We start from the raw sequence: 14,911 nt of genomic DNA on the forward strand, positions 1-14,911 counted from the left end.
CGGCAAGAAGGCCGCCGGCGGCCTCGCGCGCTACCAGCGGATGCGGGCGCCCGGCGCGGGGCGCATGTCAAAACCATGCAGATTACATTCGTGCAATCCGGAGGCCATGGGTGAGCACGACTGGTGACTATGGGCCGGTGACACAAGACATCGAACAGGCGGACGACCGGCCGGACCGCGCACCGGACATCGATCGGGCCGGCACGGCGCGCGGCGAGCGCCGATATCGATTCCTCGTCGCCGGTTACTCGCTCTCCTCCTACGGCACGTTCCTGAATATGGTGGCGCTCAATCTGTTCGTCTACGAGACGACGGGCAGGGCTCTCGCGATGGGCCTGTTCATGGCCGTGCGTCTGGGGTCCGGATTCGTCGCCGGCCTCGCGGCCGGTGTTCTCCTCGCCCGATTCACGGCCAAGAGCGTCATGCTGTGGACGAATGCGGCGCAGGCGGCGGTGATGCTGTCGCTGGTCCTCGCACCGGAGGGGATGCGCACGGCCGCGTTGATGGCCGTTTCCGTGGTGGTCGGCGCCTGCGGAACGCTTTTCATGGTGTCGCTGCGCAGCTCCATTCCCGAGATGGTCGGCGACGACCGCCGGTCCTGGGCGAACTCCCTTTCCATCACGGGGCGTTCACTGGCCATGGTGGCGGGGTTCGCTTCGGCGGGAGTGGTGGTCTCGCTGGTCGGCTACACCGCGGCGTTCGTGGTGGACATGGCCACCTTCGTGGTCTGCGCCGTGACGGTGGCTCTGCTGCCGATCGCGGGCGGCGGCGGAGGGAAGGACGCCCGGCCGGAATCGGAGAGGGATTCCGGCGGGCGTCCGCGGGAGGGGAAGAGGGGGGCCGGGGCGAGGCGGTGGCGGCTGCCGGGGGCGTTCCTCGGGTCCGTCGCCGCACCGGGCCTCGGTCTGATGGTGGTGCTGCGCGGTGTGGACGCCTTCGGTTCTTCCTCCCACAACGCGGCGCTGCCGGTCCACTCCGCCGGGCTCGACGCCTCGCGCCCCGCCGTGTTCGTCAGCGCGTTCTGGTGTCTGTGGGCGCTGGGGAACGTCGTCGCCCAGCAGCTGATCCAGCGGTACGCCGCACGCACCGGGCGGTCGGTGGGGGCGCCGGGTTTCGGGTACGGCACATGTCTGATGTCCGGGGCGTTCATCCTGGCGTTCGCGGGGTTCCCGTACGCGGCGACGGCGGTGATCGCACTGGTCGCGGGGGCGGCCGACGGACTCACGGAGGTCTCGTACACCTCGCATCTGCAGACGCTCCCCGCGGATCTGCGCGGTCATGCGTTCGGCTTCTCCGCGACCGTCGAGAACCTCGGGTTCGGCGTCGGCATGATCCTGGTCGCGGCGGCGCTCGACAGTCACAGCCCGCTGACCGTCGTCGCCTGGTCGCACGGGGCGGCCATCGTGGTCGCCGTCCTGTTCCTGATCAGGGTGACGGGGCCGCGGAGCGGGGGTCGTGTCCCCGCTCCCCGCTCCGGCGCCGATCGCGCCGGGCGGGCGCGATGAGGCTTCGCGTACGGCTGTATTCAGCCAATCTTGGGACGGTCACCGGGAGACCGGCAACGCCTTCCGGAACGCATGTCCGGCAGGGGTCGGGCAGAGTCCCGTCCTCGCTTGCGCACGCCCTCGGCCGCCGCACGCCCGGGTGCGGGTCGGGCCGGACCGGCACCGCCGCTTTCACGCAGCCGGCCGCGCCGCGGGCTTGCGACGTGCCGGGCCGCTGCGGTGGGTTGTCGGACGTTCCTGACGCGCTCCGCCGCCCCGGGGAATCAGGAAACCGCCCCGGGGCACCGGAAGTCGGGAACCGGGACCCGGGAACCGGCCGCCGGTGAACCCGGGAACGGTCCCGGGAAAACCGGCGGACCGCCGTTCGGAACCCGGAACCGGGAGCCGACCCGGGCAACCGGGACCCGTTCCCAAAAGGCCCGGGAGCCGACCACACCCCACATCCCCGAACACCTGCCGCGCCGAACGGCCCGGCGCGGGTTCGCCCCCTCACCTCTCACCCTCACCGTCGAACACCGGAAAGGCGGACGCCGTATGTCGCCGCTCCCCCGTCGCAGCCACGCCGACGACCTGCTGTCCTTCATCAGGGACAGCCCATCCCCCTACCACGCGGTGGCGAGCGCCGCCCGGCGTCTTGAGAAGGCCGGCTTCCGTGAACTCCACGGCGCGCAGGACTGGACGGGCGCGACCGGCGGCGGCTTCGTCGCCCGCGGCGGCGCCCTGATGGCCTGGTACATCCCCGAGGACGCACCTGCCCACACCCCCTTCCGGATCATCGGCGCCCACACCGACTCCCCCAATCTGCGGGTCAAGCCCGTCCCCGACACCGGATCGGCGGGCTGGCGGCAGATCGCCGTGGAGGTCTACGGCGGCGTGCCGCTGAACACCTGGCTCGACCGCGATCTGGGCATCTCCGGGCGGCTGACGCTGCGCGGCCCCGACGGCGGGGTCGGGTCGCGGCTCGTCCGGATCGACGAACCGCTGGCACGAGTGCCCCAGTTGGCCATCCATCTGGACCGTACGGTCAACGACGGGCTCGCGCTCGACCGGCAGCGCCATCTCAGCCCGCTCTGGGCGCTCGGGGCTCCCGAGGAGGGTGCGCTGCTGCGCCGGGTCGCCGCGGCGGCGGAGGTGGACCGGGACGACGTGCTCGGCTGGGACCTGATGTTCCATGACGTCCAGCCGCCCGGATACCTGGGCGCGGACCGGGAGTTCGTGGTGTCCGCCCGGCTGGACAACCTGGTGTCGGTGCACGCGGGCGTCACGGCCCTGGTGGGTGCGGCGGCCGGGGCCGAGGAGCCCTCGTACATCCCCGTCCTGGCGGCCTTCGACCACGAGGAGGTCGGCAGCGGTTCGGAGACGGGAGCGCAGGGTCCCCTGCTGGAACGCGTCCTCGGCCGTTCGGTCACCGCGCGCGGCGGCAGCGCCGAGGACTGGTCCCGCGCCCTGTTCGGCGCCTTCTGCGTCTCCGCCGACATGACGCACGCGGTGCACCCCAACTACGCGGAGCGGCACGATCCGGGCCACTGTCCGCTGCCCAACGGCGGACCCACGGTCAAGGTCAACGTCAATCAGCGGTACGCCACCGACGGCACCGGCATGGCGGTGTTCGCGGCGGCGTGCGAACGGGCGGGTGTGCCGTGGCAGTCGTTCGTCTCCAACAACGCGATGCCGTGCGGCACGTCGATCGGTCCGCTGACCGCGGCCCGGCTGGGTGTCGCGACGGTCGACGTGGGGGTGCCCGGACTGTCCATGCACTCGGCGCGCGAGCTGTGCGGGGCGGACGACCCCGGCCGTCTGGCCGCCGTCCTGGGCGCCTTCGTGACGTCCGGCTGACGCGTCGGCCGGTGCGGGAAGGGTGGGGCGGGGGCCCGAATCCGCTCCCCGCCCCACCTCGCACCGGGGTACGGACTACGCGAACCGCTGCTGCGCGCTGCCGTCGCAGCTCTGCAGCCTCAGCGGGTCCTTGGCCGCCGCGAGCGTCAGGCACAGCCCGGTCGAGGCCGCCGGGCGCAAGGTCCCGGACTGCCTGACGAACTGCTGGTTGGCCGCGCCCGAGCAGTCCCACAGGATGAGCGTGGCACCCGCCTTGTAGTCGGCGCCCGGCACGTCGAGGCACCGGTCGTGGCTCAACTCGGTACGGATGTTCTTCGTGCCGGAGTCGTACCACCAGCCCTGGTTGCGGCCGCCGTGACAGTCCCAGCCGGCGATCCGGGTGTTGTTGCGGGTCACCGAGGCGGGAACGTCCACGCAGGTGCCCGTGGCCTCGTTCTTCAGGGGCTTGAAGACGTCGTCCCACGCCGCGTCCTGGAGAACCGGCTGTCCGGTGCTCGCCGGGTCGGCACAGCTCGCCTCGCGCAGGGACGAGTTGTAGATCTGGGTCAGGCAGGAGGCGAAGGCCGCGTGGCCGCGCGCGTTCGGATGGAAGGACTGCCGGACGGAGTTGGAGTCCGGCGGGAAGTGCGACAGGTCGATGTAGAGGCCGCGGGCCCAGGTGTTGTCGCTGCAGACCTCGTGGCCGTGGAAGAGCCGGGAGTTGTCGAGGTAGACGGCTCCGGTGTCGGCGGCGGCCTTGCGCATTCCGCGTTCGAAGGCGGGGACCGCGACGTCACGGCCCCAGGCGGCGTCGGAGTCGTATCCGGCACAGCCGCCGGGAAGCTTGCCGGGGAAGTTCGGGTTGTCGTAGAAGTCCGGGCCGATCGGGCTCGGGTAGCCCATGACCACGAGCTTGTAGTCGCTGTTGGCGTATCCGGCGTCCGACATGACGGTCTTCAGGTCGCGCACCGTCTTCTCGACCTTGGGGACGAGCCCGTCGACGCGCGCCTGCCAGCCGCCCTCGTACTTCGGCTGACAGGTGCCCTGGGAGAGCACCCAGCGCTGGACGCAGTCCGTCATGACCGGGCCGAACTGGAGGTCGTCATTGGCACCGGCGACCAGCACGATCATCTTGATGCGGGTGTTGCGGGCCTTGATGGCGAGGTTGTCGCTCTGCACGAGCTCGTCGGCGTACTGCTTCGATCCGCCGATCACGATGTTGCCGGTGTACGCGCCGGAGCAGGAGACGTTGTACGTGACGTCGGCCGGGATGCCGGTGCGGTGGATGGCGGAGTCGGGCGAGCGGTGGCACCAGTTGTCGGGACCGTTGGTGCCCGCCTCGTACGTGCCGACGCCCTCGCCGGAGATCTCGCTGTCGCCGAGCGAGATCAGCCCGGTCTTGCGGTCGGCGAGCGGACGCTCGGCCGGGTCGCCGTACAGCCGGGTGGCTTCGGCGGCGCGGATGGCCTCCAGTTCGGGTGACAAAGGGGCGGATGCGGTAGTGGTGATGCCGGACCGGTCCGCCGCGCCCGCCTGCCCCGCGGCGAAGGCCGTACCGCCCAATGCCGCCGCCATGGCCGCGGCGGCCGCGACCGTACAGCGAAGTCTGTGCCTGGTGCGCCTCATTGCGCCTCCCCGGGTTGTGGTTACCCCCGGTATTTACTGGTCGGTAGGCGACTTGGGAATAGAAAGAACAAGACAAGTGCTCAACTTTTTCAGGAGGTTGCACCCATGGACGAGTCACAGGCCCCCGCGGACGGCACGGATTTCCGCATCGAGCACGATTCGATGGGCGAGGTGAGGGTGCCCGCGGACGCCAGGTGGCGCGCCCAGACGCAGCGCGCGGTGGAGAACTTCCCGATCTCCGGACAGCGCCTGGAGCGGGCCCACATCGAGGCCCTGGCCCGGATCAAGGCGGCCGCCGCCAAGGTGAACGCCGAGCTGAAGGTGCTCGACCCGGACATCGCCCTGGCCATCCAGGGCGCCGCCGAGGAGGTCGCCGAGGGGCGCTGGGACGCCCACTTCCCGATCGATGTCTTCCAGACCGGGTCCGGCACCTCGTCCAACATGAACACCAATGAGGTCGTGGCCACTCTCGCCACCGAGCGCCTGGGCCGCGAGGTCCACCCCAACGACCACGTCAACGCCTCGCAGTCGTCCAACGACGTCTTCCCGTCGTCCATCCACATCGCCGCGACCGCGGCCGTCACCGGTGAGCTGATCCCGGCGCTGGACCACCTGGCGGCCGCCCTGGAGCGCAAGTCCGCCGAGTTCGCGACGGTCGTGAAGTCGGGGCGTACGCATCTGATGGACGCCACGCCCGTCACCCTGGGCCAGGAGTTCGGGGGCTACGCGGCGCAGATCCGGTACGGGATCGAGCGACTGCGCGCCTCCCTTCCCCGCCTCGCCGAGCTGCCGCTGGGCGGCACGGCCGTCGGCACCGGCATCAACACCCCGCCCGGCTTCTCGGCCGCCGTCATCGCCGAGGTCGCCCGTGCCACCGGACTGCCGCTCACCGAGGCCAGGGACCACTTCGAGGCGCAGGGCGCCCGGGACGGGCTCGTGGAGACGTCCGGCCAGCTCCGCACGCTCGCCGTCTCGCTCACCAAGATCTCCAACGATCTGCGCTGGATGGCGTCCGGACCGCGCACCGGTCTGGCCGAGATCAGCCTTCCCGACCTCCAGCCCGGCTCGTCGATCATGCCCGGGAAGGTGAATCCGGTCATTCCCGAGGCCGTCCTGATGGTCGCGGCCCAGGTGATGGGGAACGACGCGACGGTCGCCGTCGCGGGTGCGGCGGGCAATTTCGAGCTGAATGTGATGCTGCCGGTCATCGCGAAGAACCTGCTGGAGTCGGTGCGGCTGCTGGCCAACGTCTCCCGGCTGCTCGCGGACCGCACGGTCGACGGCATCACCGCGAACGTCGAGCGCGCCAGGGAGTACGCGGAGTCCTCGCCGTCCGTCGTCACCCCGCTGAACAAGTACATCGGTTACGAGGAGGCGGCGAAGGTCGCCAAGAGGTCGCTGGCCGAGCGGAGGACGATCCGCGAGGTGGTGCTGGAATCGGGATACGTCGAGCGCGGCGACCTCACGGTGGAGCAGCTCGACGAGGCACTGGACGTGTTGCGCATGACCCGCCCGTGACACGCGTCGCGGCAACGGGTCCGCGGCATCCCTAAGATCTGCCCATGGCAGGTACGGACAACGGACACATCGAGCACTGGGCGCCGGGCGATCACATCCTGTGGCGCTACCGCGGAAACGTCCCGCGACCACGGGACGCCGCGCCGGAGCACGACCCGGACCCGGTGCACATCTGCCGTCCCGTCACTGTCGTCCAGGACACCGACGAGCTGCTCGCCGTGTGGGTGGCGCCCGGCACCGAGTGCGTGAAGCCGGTGCTGGCGAACGGCACCGAGGTGCACGACGAGCCGCTCGCCACCCGCTACACCGCCCCGCGCACCACCGCCCGCGCGCCCTGGCTCGGCAACGGCGTCCTCAAGCTCGCCCGTCCCGGTGAACCCTGGTCGGTCTGGCTCTTCTGGGAAACCGGCTGGCAGTTCCGCAGCTGGTACGTGAACCTGGAGGAACCGCGCACCCGCTGGGCGGGCGGCACCGATTCCGAGGATCACTTTCTCGACATCTCCGTCTACCCGGACCGCAGCTGGGTCTGGCGCGACGAGGACGAGTTCGCCCAGGCGCAGCGGGTCGGTCTGATGGCCCCGCGGACCGCGCGGCGGGTGCGGGAGGCGGGCCGCGCGGCCGTCGAAGTCATCCAGGACTGGGGCGCGCCGTTCCGGGACGGCTGGGAGGACTGGCGGCCCGATCCGCGCTGGCGGGTTCCGGCACTCCCGGATGACTGGGACCGTACCCCCTCGCGCATGGCGTCATGAGACCCTTGTCGCACCCCAGGGGGGCAAACGTAGGATCGTCCTCCGGAGCGCACCTCCGCCCCAACCGACGGACACCGCACCGGACCTGATCACAAGTCACCGCACGAGCACCACGCACTGCATGAGCTGTATGAGCCACATCAGTCGTATGAATCGCCTGAGCCACTACGAGGGGGTGGAGACGTGCTCGCTGTCGCTCGCCCCGTCGCCGGAAACGTTGTCACCGAGCCGCCCTGCGGGCATCCGGTTTCGGCCCCTCGTTCGGGGGCATCCGGTGACAGCCGTTGTTATCGCCGCTCTCGCCGGGGCACAGTAGCGCCCCACGAGGTGATTGCCTCATACAACCGGCCCGGACGGACGGAACCCCACGCGTGACGGAGCACCCCACCTCCCACGAAGGCCGGCAGCCTCTCGCCGCCCGGTCGCAGGAACGCGCCCGGCCGCGGCAGCAGGATGCCGCGCCGGCCGCTTCCCCTGCCACCGCAGCGATCCCCGGCCCGGCCACGGCGCCGGGCGCGGGAGCGAGTCAGGCGGCCCCCGCGGGACTCGACCCACAGGCCGCGGCCCGTCGCGAGGGCGACCGGCTGCGTTTCGTGGGGGCCGCCACCCGGCGGATCGCCCGCGGCATAGACCTGGACGAGATCGTGCTGGGTCTGTGCCGGGCCAGTGTGCCGACGTTCTCCGACGCCATACTGGTCTACCTCCGCGACCCGCTCCCGGTCGGTGACGAGCGGCCGGTCTCCCCGTTCGTGCTGCGGCTGCGCCGGTCGGACCGGCTGCGCCTGAACGAGGACGAGACCGAGACCCCGTCGGAGATCGAGCGCCTGCGGCTGCCCGCCCTCGACCCGCACGGCGACATGCCCCCGGCGGCCGAACTGTGCGAGGTCCGCTCGGGCGGCGCGCTCGCCGAGGTGCTGCGCGGTGTGCGGCCGGTCTTCGGGGACTCCGCGGCAGCCCGCGCCGCGCTGCCCGAACTGCTCGGCGCCGGACGGGCCGTACCCACCGGGCACCGCGCGATCCTCGCCCCGCTGCGCGGCCGACGGCGGGTGATCGGCGCCGCCGTCTTCCTGCGCGGCACCGAGCGGCCGTCCTTCGAGGCCAACGACCTGCTGGTCGCGGCGCAGCTGGCGACGCACACCGCGCTCGGCATCGACAAGGCCGTGCTGTACGGGCGCGAGGCGTACATCGCCGACGAGCTGCAGCGCACCATGCTGCCCGACTCGCTGCCGCAGCCGACCGGCGTGCGGCTCGCCTCCCGCTACCTCCCGGCCGCCGAGACGGCCCGGGTCGGCGGCGACTGGTACGACGCGATCCCGCTGCCCGGCAGCAGGGTGGCCCTGGTCGTCGGCGACGTCATGGGCCACTCCATGACGTCCGCGGCGATCATGGGCCAGCTGCGCACCACCGCCCAGACCCTGGCCCAGCTCGACCTGCCGCCGCAGGAGGTGCTGCACCATCTCGACGAGCAGGCGCAGCGGCTCGGCAGCGACCGCATGGCGACCTGCCTGTACGCGGTGTACGACCCCGTCGCGCACCGCATCACGATCGCCAACGCCGGGCATCCGCCGCCCGTGCTGCTCCACCTGGGCGGCCGTGCGGAGGTACTGCGGGTGCCGGCGGGCGCCCCGATCGGCGTGGGCGGTGTGGACTTCGAGGCCGTCGAGCTGGACGCGCCGGCGGGCGCCACGCTGCTGCTGTACACCGACGGTCTGGTGGAGTCCCGGCTGCGGGACGTCTGGACCGGGATCGAGATGCTGCGCGAACGGCTCGCCGCCACCGCCCGGCTGACCGGCCCGGACCACTCGCCACCGCTGGAGGCCCTGTGCGACGACGTCCTGGACATGCTCGGCCCCGGTGACCGGGACGACGACATCGCGCTGCTCGCTGCCCGGTTCGACGGGATCGCGCCGAGCGATGTCGCGTACTGGCACCTTGAACCGGAGGAGACCGCGCCGGGCCGGGCCCGCAGGCTGGCCCGGCGGGCCCTGAGCCGATGGGGGCTCGACGAGCTCTCCGACTCGGTGGAGCTGCTGGTCAGCGAGGTGGTGACCAATGCCGTGCGGTATGCGGAGCGGCCGGTGACGCTGCGGCTGCTCCGTACCGACCTGCTGCGCTGCGAGGTCGGCGACGACGCCCCGCAGCTGCCCCGGCAGCGCCGGGCCCGGGACATGGACGAGGGGGGCCGGGGTCTGTTCCTCGTCAACCGGATGGCCAGACGGTGGGGCGCGACGCGTCTGTCGACCGGCAAGGTGGTCTGGTTCGAGATGCCGACCCGGGGCCAGTAGGAGGGTCTGCGCGGGGCGCGTGCGAGAGCCCTGCACGGACGGTAGCCAAATGTTGCCGACCTCCTGTCGGCGGAGTTGACTTCAGTCGTGAACGAGGCGACCTGACCGAAACCCCCACCGACGGGAGGACGCTCGTGCCCGAGGAAACGAAGACCAAGAACACCCCCTACACCACGAACAACGCCGGAATCCCGGTGGAGAGCGATGAACACTCGCTCACCGTCGGATCCGACGGACCGATCCTGCTCCAGGACCACTACCTCATCGAGAAGATGGCCCAGTTCAACCGTGAACGGGTCCCCGAACGAGTGGTTCACGCCAAGGGCTCCGGTGCCTACGGCGTTTTCAAGGTGACCAACGACGTCAGCCAGTTCACCAAGGCCGACCTCTTCCAGCCGGGCAAGCAGACCGCCATGCTCGCCCGCTTCTCCACGGTCGCCGGTGAACAGGGCTCCCCCGACACCTGGCGCGACCCCCGTGGGTTCGCCCTGAAGTTCTACACGGAGCACGGCAACTACGACATGGTCGGCAACAACACGCCGATCTTCTTCGTACGCGACCCGATGAAGTTCCAGGACTTCATCCGTTCGCAGAAGCGCCGTCCGGACAGCGCGGTGCGCGACCACGACATGCAATGGGACTTCTGGACGCTGTCCCCCGAGTCCGCCCACATGGTGACGTGGTTGATGGGCGACCGGGGCATCCCGAAGACGTACCGCCACATGAACGGCTACAGCTCGCACACCTATATGTGGGTGAACGCGGGCGGCGAGCGGTTCTGGGTCAAGTACCGCTTCAAGACCGACCAGGGCATCGACTTCTACCCGCAGGCCGAGGCCGACGAGATGGCCGGCGTCGACGGCGATGTCCACCGCCGCGACCTGTTCGAGTCGATCAAGCGGGGAGACCATCCGAGCTGGACGCTGTATGTCCAGATCATGCCGTTCGACGACGCGCCGGACTACCGGTTCAACCCGTTCGACCTCACGAAGGTGTGGCCGCACGGCGACTACCCGGAGATCGAAGTCGGCCGGATGACGCTCAACGAGAACCCGGAGGACTTCTTCGTCCACATCGAGCAGGCTTCCTTCGAGCCGTCGAACCTGGTGCCCGGCATCGGTCCGTCGCCCGACAAGATGCTGCTCGGCCGGCTCTTCTCGTACCCGGACACCCACCGGTACCGGATCGGCCCGAACTACGCGCAGCTGCCCCCGAACCGTCCGCGGTTCGGCCGGAACTCGTACGCCAAGGACGGTCCCATGCGGTACGAGCCGACGCGTACGGGAGCGGTCTACGCGCCGAATTCGTACGGCGGTCCGGCCGCGGACACCGAGCGCTTCGGCGACCCGGCGGGCTGGGCCACGGCGGGCGAGATGGTGCACGAGGCGTACAAGCTGCACAGCGAGGACGACGACTGGGGCCAGGCGGGCACGATGGTGCGCAAGGTCCTGGACGACGCGGCCCGCGACCGGCTGGTGTCGAACATTTCCGGCCACCTGCTGGACGGGGTGAGCGCCCCGGTCCTGGAGCGGGCGCTGCAGTACTGGCGCAACGTGGACAAGGACCTCGGCGACCGGATCGCCAAGAAGGTCAACGGCGGCTGACACCGTCGTACGCGGCGGTCATGGGTGAGGGGCGTTGCCGGCCGGCAACGCCCCTCACCCATGACCTCACGACCTCACTGGCCGGGCGGGTTGTTCGCCACGTTGTTGCTGTTGCCCGGCCGGCCGGGGTCCCCTCCGTCGCCCGGCACATCCGGGGTCTGGCTCGGCGGCACATCCGGGGTCTGGCTCGGCGGCGGCTCCGGCGACTGGCTGGTCGGCTGGCTGGGCCCGTCGCTCGGGCTCTGCGCCGGCCGGCTCGGCTCCTGGGACGGGGGCTGCGTGGGGCTCTCCGGTGCCGAGGGGGTGTTCGACGGGGTGTTCGGCACGGTGGCCTGGCCGCGCTCGACGTCCTGCAGGTCGAACTGGTTGCTGGAGCCGCCGTTCAGCGCGCCGAGGGTGTAGTCCGCCCAGATCTCCGCCGGGAAGCCACCACCGTTGGCCCGGCCGGAGTTCGCGGTGCCGGTCAGGCTGACCTGGGTGCCGCCCTTGGGGGATTCACCGAAGAGCGCGACGACCGTGGTGAGGTCCGGGGTGTAGCCCGCGAACAGGGCGGACTTGTTGTTCTCGGAGGTGCCCGTCTTGCCGGCCGCCTCGTAGGCCGAGGTGTTGGCCGCCTGGCCGGAACCGCTCTTCACGACGCCCTGCAGGACGGAGGTCACGGTGTCGGCGGACTTGCGGCTGATCACCTGGTCGCCGATGCCCTTGACCGGCTCGACCGTCCGGTCGCGGTGGATGGCGGACTTCACGATGAACGGGGTGACCTTCTTGCCGTGGTTGTCGAGCGTGGCGTACGCGCCCGCCATGTCCCAGGTCGAGGCGTTCATCGTGCCGAGCGTGATGGCGGGGCGCTCGGGGAAGTTCTGATCGGGCAGACCGAGCGCCAGCGCGGTCTTCTTCACCGCGGCGGGGCCGACGTCGACGACCATCTGCGCGAAGACCGAGTTGATCGACTTGTTCATCGCGGTCTGCACGGTGACGTCGCCGTAGCTCTGGTTGTCCTCGTTCTCCGGGCTGAAGGGCGTGTCGCTGCCCACGACGGGCCGCTTGCTGGTGCCGTCGTAGCGGGTGTTGACGCCGATCAGGTCGCCGTCCTGGGTCTTCGACTCGTTCTCCAGCGCGGAGGCGAGGACCAGCGGCTTGAAGGTGGAGGCGGGCTGGTAGTCCCGGCGCGTGGCGTTGGACACGTAGTGCTTGACGTAGTCCACTCCGCCGTAGAGCGCGACGACGGCGCCGGTCTTCGGATCGACGGAGGTGGCACCCGCCTGGACGGTCGCGTCGACCTTGTTGCCCTTGCGGTCCAGCTTGGACTCCAGCTGCCGGTCGACCGACTTCTCCAGCTCCTTCTGCCGCTTCTCGTCGATGTTGAGCGTGAAGGTCCAGCCGCCGGCCCGCCGCACGTCTTCCGTGATGCCCTGCTTGTCCAGCTCCTTGTTGGCGGCATCGACGAGGTAACCGGTCTGGCCCTCCATGCCGGGGGCGGGCTTGGGCTTCTCCGGGACGGGGAACTTCAGGGTGTCGCGCTTGGCCTTGTCGAGCCAGTGCTTCTCGACCATGTTGTCGAGCGTGTAGCCCCAGCGCTCCTTGACGAGCTTCTTGCCGGTCGGTGACGCGACCGCCCAGTCGTACTGGCTGGGAGCCTGGAGCAGCGCGGCCAGATAGGCGCCCTGGGAGACGTCGAGGTCCTTGGCGTCGACCCCGTAGTAGGCCTGCGCCGCGGCCTGGATCCCGCTGGCGCCGCGGCCGTAGTACGAGGTGTTGATGTATCCGGCGAGGATGTCGCTCTTCTCGTACTTCTGGTCGACCTTGAGGGAGATGACCAGCTCTTTGAGCTTGCGGCTGACCGTCGGGTCCTGGGTCAGGTAGTAGTTCTTCACGTACTGCTGGGTGATGGTCGAGCCACCCTGCTTGCCCTTGCCGGTGAGGGTGTTCAGGATGCCGCGCGCGGTGCCCTTCAGGTCGACGCCCTTGTCCTGGTAGAAGGACTTGTTCTCGGCGGCGACGAAGGTGTGCTGCACGTCCTTGGGGACCTCGGCGAGATCCACGTTCTGGCGATTGACCCCGTCGCCGGTCCGGGCCAGCACGGAGCCGTCGCTGTACTTGTAGACGTTGCTCTGCCGCTCGGCCAGTGCGTTGGCCTTCGGTATGTCCACGTACATGTAGAGCGCCACGAAGGCGCCCATGATCAGCAGGCAGAAGACGAAGAAGGCGCCCAGCATCTTCCGCCAGGTGAAGAGTCTGCGTATGCCGCCGCTCTTCTGGGCCCGCCGCGCTCCGCGCTGCTGGGCTCGTCGCGCATCCGCTCGACCCATCGCTGTTTTGCTCCTGTTTCTCTGCTCGACCAGATCAGCTCAGCCCAGCCAGCTAACACCGTCGGCAAGGACGAAAAGCAAGCGATGTGGCCTTTTCCGGACGTGACAATCAGCACCCGCTCTGTAGGGAACCGACTCCCCAGAGGCGCTCAAGGTTGCGAAGACAGGTAATGTGTAATCACATTGCTAGCACCGAATCAGTCGCTGCCGGCCTTCCGAAACGGGGGATCCCATGTCCGACCACGGCAATCCGTACGAGGCGTCCACTTTGACCGCCGCCCTCGCACCCGATGCCCCTCAGATGCCTGAATCGCAGGTGAGAGAGGTGACGGCGCACAGCATCCCGGGCGGTCTCGGCCTGCTGCTGACCGTGGTCGGAGTGATCGCCGGCATCGGGCTCGCGATCGTCGGCGGCGTCATCGGCTCGAACGGGAACAACGGCGTGGGCGTCCCGGTGTGCATCTTCGGGATCCTGCTCGCCATCGCCTCCTTCTTCTGCATGACGGGTGTGAAGATGGTCGCACCGGGCGAGGCGCGGGTGATCCAGCTCTTCGGCCGGTACGTCGGCACGATCCGCACCGACGGGCTGCGCTGGATCAATCCGCTCACCAGCAGCCGGAAGATATCCACCCGGGTCCGCAACCACGAGACCGCCGTCCTGAAGGTCAACGACGCCTACGGCAACCCGATCGAACTCGCCGCGATCGTCGTCTGGAAGGTCGAGGACACCGCGCAGGCACTCTTCGAGGTCGACGACTTCCTGGAGTTCGTCGCCACCCAGACCGAGGCGGCCGTCCGGCACATCGCGATCGAGTACCCGTACGACGCCCACGAGGAGGGTGGCCTCTCGCTGCGCGGCAACGCGGAGGAGATCACCGAGAAACTGGCCGTGGAGCTCACCGCCCGGGTGCAGGCCGCCGGTGTACGGATCATCGAATCGCGCTTCAGCCACCTCGCGTACGCCCCCGAGATCGCCTCCGCGATGCTCCAGCGCCAGCAGGCCGGCGCGGTGGTCGCGGCCCGGCAGCAGATCGTCGAGGGCGCGGTCGGCATGGTCGAGATGGCGCTGACCCGGATCGCCGAGCAGGACATCGTCGAACTGGACTCGGAACGGAAGGCGGCCATGGTCAGCAACCTGATGGTGGTGCTGTGCGGTGACCGCGCGGCGCAGCCGGTCCTCAATACGGGCACTCTTTACCAGTGACGGAAGAGACCCCCGGGCGCAGGCCCTCGCCGCGGCGCAAGCAGATGCTGCTGCGGCTCGACCCCGCGGTCCACGATGCGCTGGCCCGCTGGGCCTCCGACGAGCTGCGCAGCGCGAACGCACAGATCGAGTTCCTGCTGCGCAGGGCACTGGCGGAGGCGGGCCGCCTGCCGGGCGCGGCCCGCCCGATCCCCCGCAGGGGGCGCCCGCCGAAGGGGGGGCCGAACCCGCCCGGCGACTGAGGCCCGGGGGGCGAAGGGACGGACCGGGGAGGGCGCGCGAGCCCTCCCCGGTCC

At 70.2% G+C, this 14,911-nt stretch carries 10 protein-coding genes; 8 read left to right on the plus strand and 2 right to left on the minus strand.

Annotated elements, in window-relative coordinates; genetic code table 11:
• Positions 1-137: 137 nt before the first annotated feature.
• Both ACIOHC_RS37575 and ACIOHC_RS37580 read left to right on the plus strand, forming a co-directional pair.
• Positions 138-1,505, plus strand: a complete 1,368-nt coding sequence (locus tag ACIOHC_RS37575; RefSeq protein WP_389637833.1) for an MFS transporter — start codon at positions 138-140, stop codon at positions 1,503-1,505.
• Positions 1,506-2,039: 534 nt separating this feature from the next.
• Positions 2,040-3,341, plus strand: coding sequence for a M18 family aminopeptidase (locus tag ACIOHC_RS37580; RefSeq protein ID WP_351079504.1), 1,302 nt, complete (start codon positions 2,040-2,042; stop codon positions 3,339-3,341).
• A gap of 75 nt (positions 3,342-3,416) precedes the next feature.
• Here the strand turns inward: ACIOHC_RS37580 and ACIOHC_RS37585 are convergent, their stop codons facing one another.
• Positions 3,417-4,946, minus strand: coding sequence for a ricin-type beta-trefoil lectin domain protein (locus tag ACIOHC_RS37585; RefSeq protein WP_401846054.1), 1,530 nt, complete (start codon positions 4,944-4,946; stop codon positions 3,417-3,419).
• 105 nt (positions 4,947-5,051) lie between these two features.
• Between ACIOHC_RS37585 and ACIOHC_RS37590 the strand changes: the two genes are divergently transcribed.
• The 4 genes from ACIOHC_RS37590 (at position 5,052) to ACIOHC_RS37605 (ending at position 11,102) form a co-directional block, all read left to right on the plus strand.
• On the plus strand, positions 5,052-6,464 hold the full coding sequence (locus tag ACIOHC_RS37590) for a class II fumarate hydratase (protein ID WP_351079510.1): 1,413 nt from the start codon (positions 5,052-5,054) through the stop codon (positions 6,462-6,464).
• Between the two features lie 44 nt (positions 6,465-6,508).
• Positions 6,509-7,213 carry a DUF402 domain-containing protein gene (locus ACIOHC_RS37595; protein ID WP_351079512.1) on the plus strand — a complete coding sequence of 235 codons (705 nt, stop codon included), beginning with the start codon at positions 6,509-6,511 and terminating at the stop codon, positions 7,211-7,213.
• 371 nt (positions 7,214-7,584) lie between these two features.
• Complete coding sequence (locus ACIOHC_RS37600; RefSeq protein ID WP_351079515.1) at positions 7,585-9,498, plus strand: SpoIIE family protein phosphatase; 1,914 nt, start codon at positions 7,585-7,587, stop codon at positions 9,496-9,498.
• A gap of 134 nt (positions 9,499-9,632) precedes the next feature.
• Positions 9,633-11,102 (plus strand): catalase, encoded by a 1,470-nt coding sequence (locus tag ACIOHC_RS37605; protein ID WP_351079518.1) that lies wholly within the window; start codon positions 9,633-9,635, stop codon positions 11,100-11,102.
• A 74-nt stretch (positions 11,103-11,176) separates the two neighbouring features.
• On the opposite strand, the gene ACIOHC_RS37610 is transcribed toward ACIOHC_RS37605, so the two are convergent.
• Positions 11,177-13,411 (minus strand): transglycosylase domain-containing protein, encoded by a 2,235-nt coding sequence (locus ACIOHC_RS37610; protein WP_351085498.1) that lies wholly within the window; start codon positions 13,409-13,411, stop codon positions 11,177-11,179.
• Positions 13,412-13,643: 232 nt separating this feature from the next.
• Between ACIOHC_RS37610 and ACIOHC_RS37615 the strand changes: the two genes are divergently transcribed.
• A complete protein-coding gene (locus ACIOHC_RS37615; RefSeq protein ID WP_351085497.1) occupies positions 13,644-14,615 on the plus strand; it encodes an SPFH domain-containing protein in 972 nt (323 codons plus the stop codon).
• Positions 14,612-14,857: a hypothetical protein gene (locus tag ACIOHC_RS37620; RefSeq protein ID WP_351085495.1), complete on the plus strand. Its 246-nt coding sequence runs from the start codon at positions 14,612-14,614 to the stop codon at positions 14,855-14,857. The genes ACIOHC_RS37615 and ACIOHC_RS37620 overlap by 4 nt, the downstream gene beginning before the upstream one ends.
• Positions 14,858-14,911 lie beyond the last annotated feature (54 nt).

The sequence above is a fragment of the Streptomyces sp. NPDC088252 genome (assembly GCF_044740965.1).
Classification (GTDB): Bacteria; Actinomycetota; Actinomycetes; order Streptomycetales; family Streptomycetaceae; genus Streptomyces.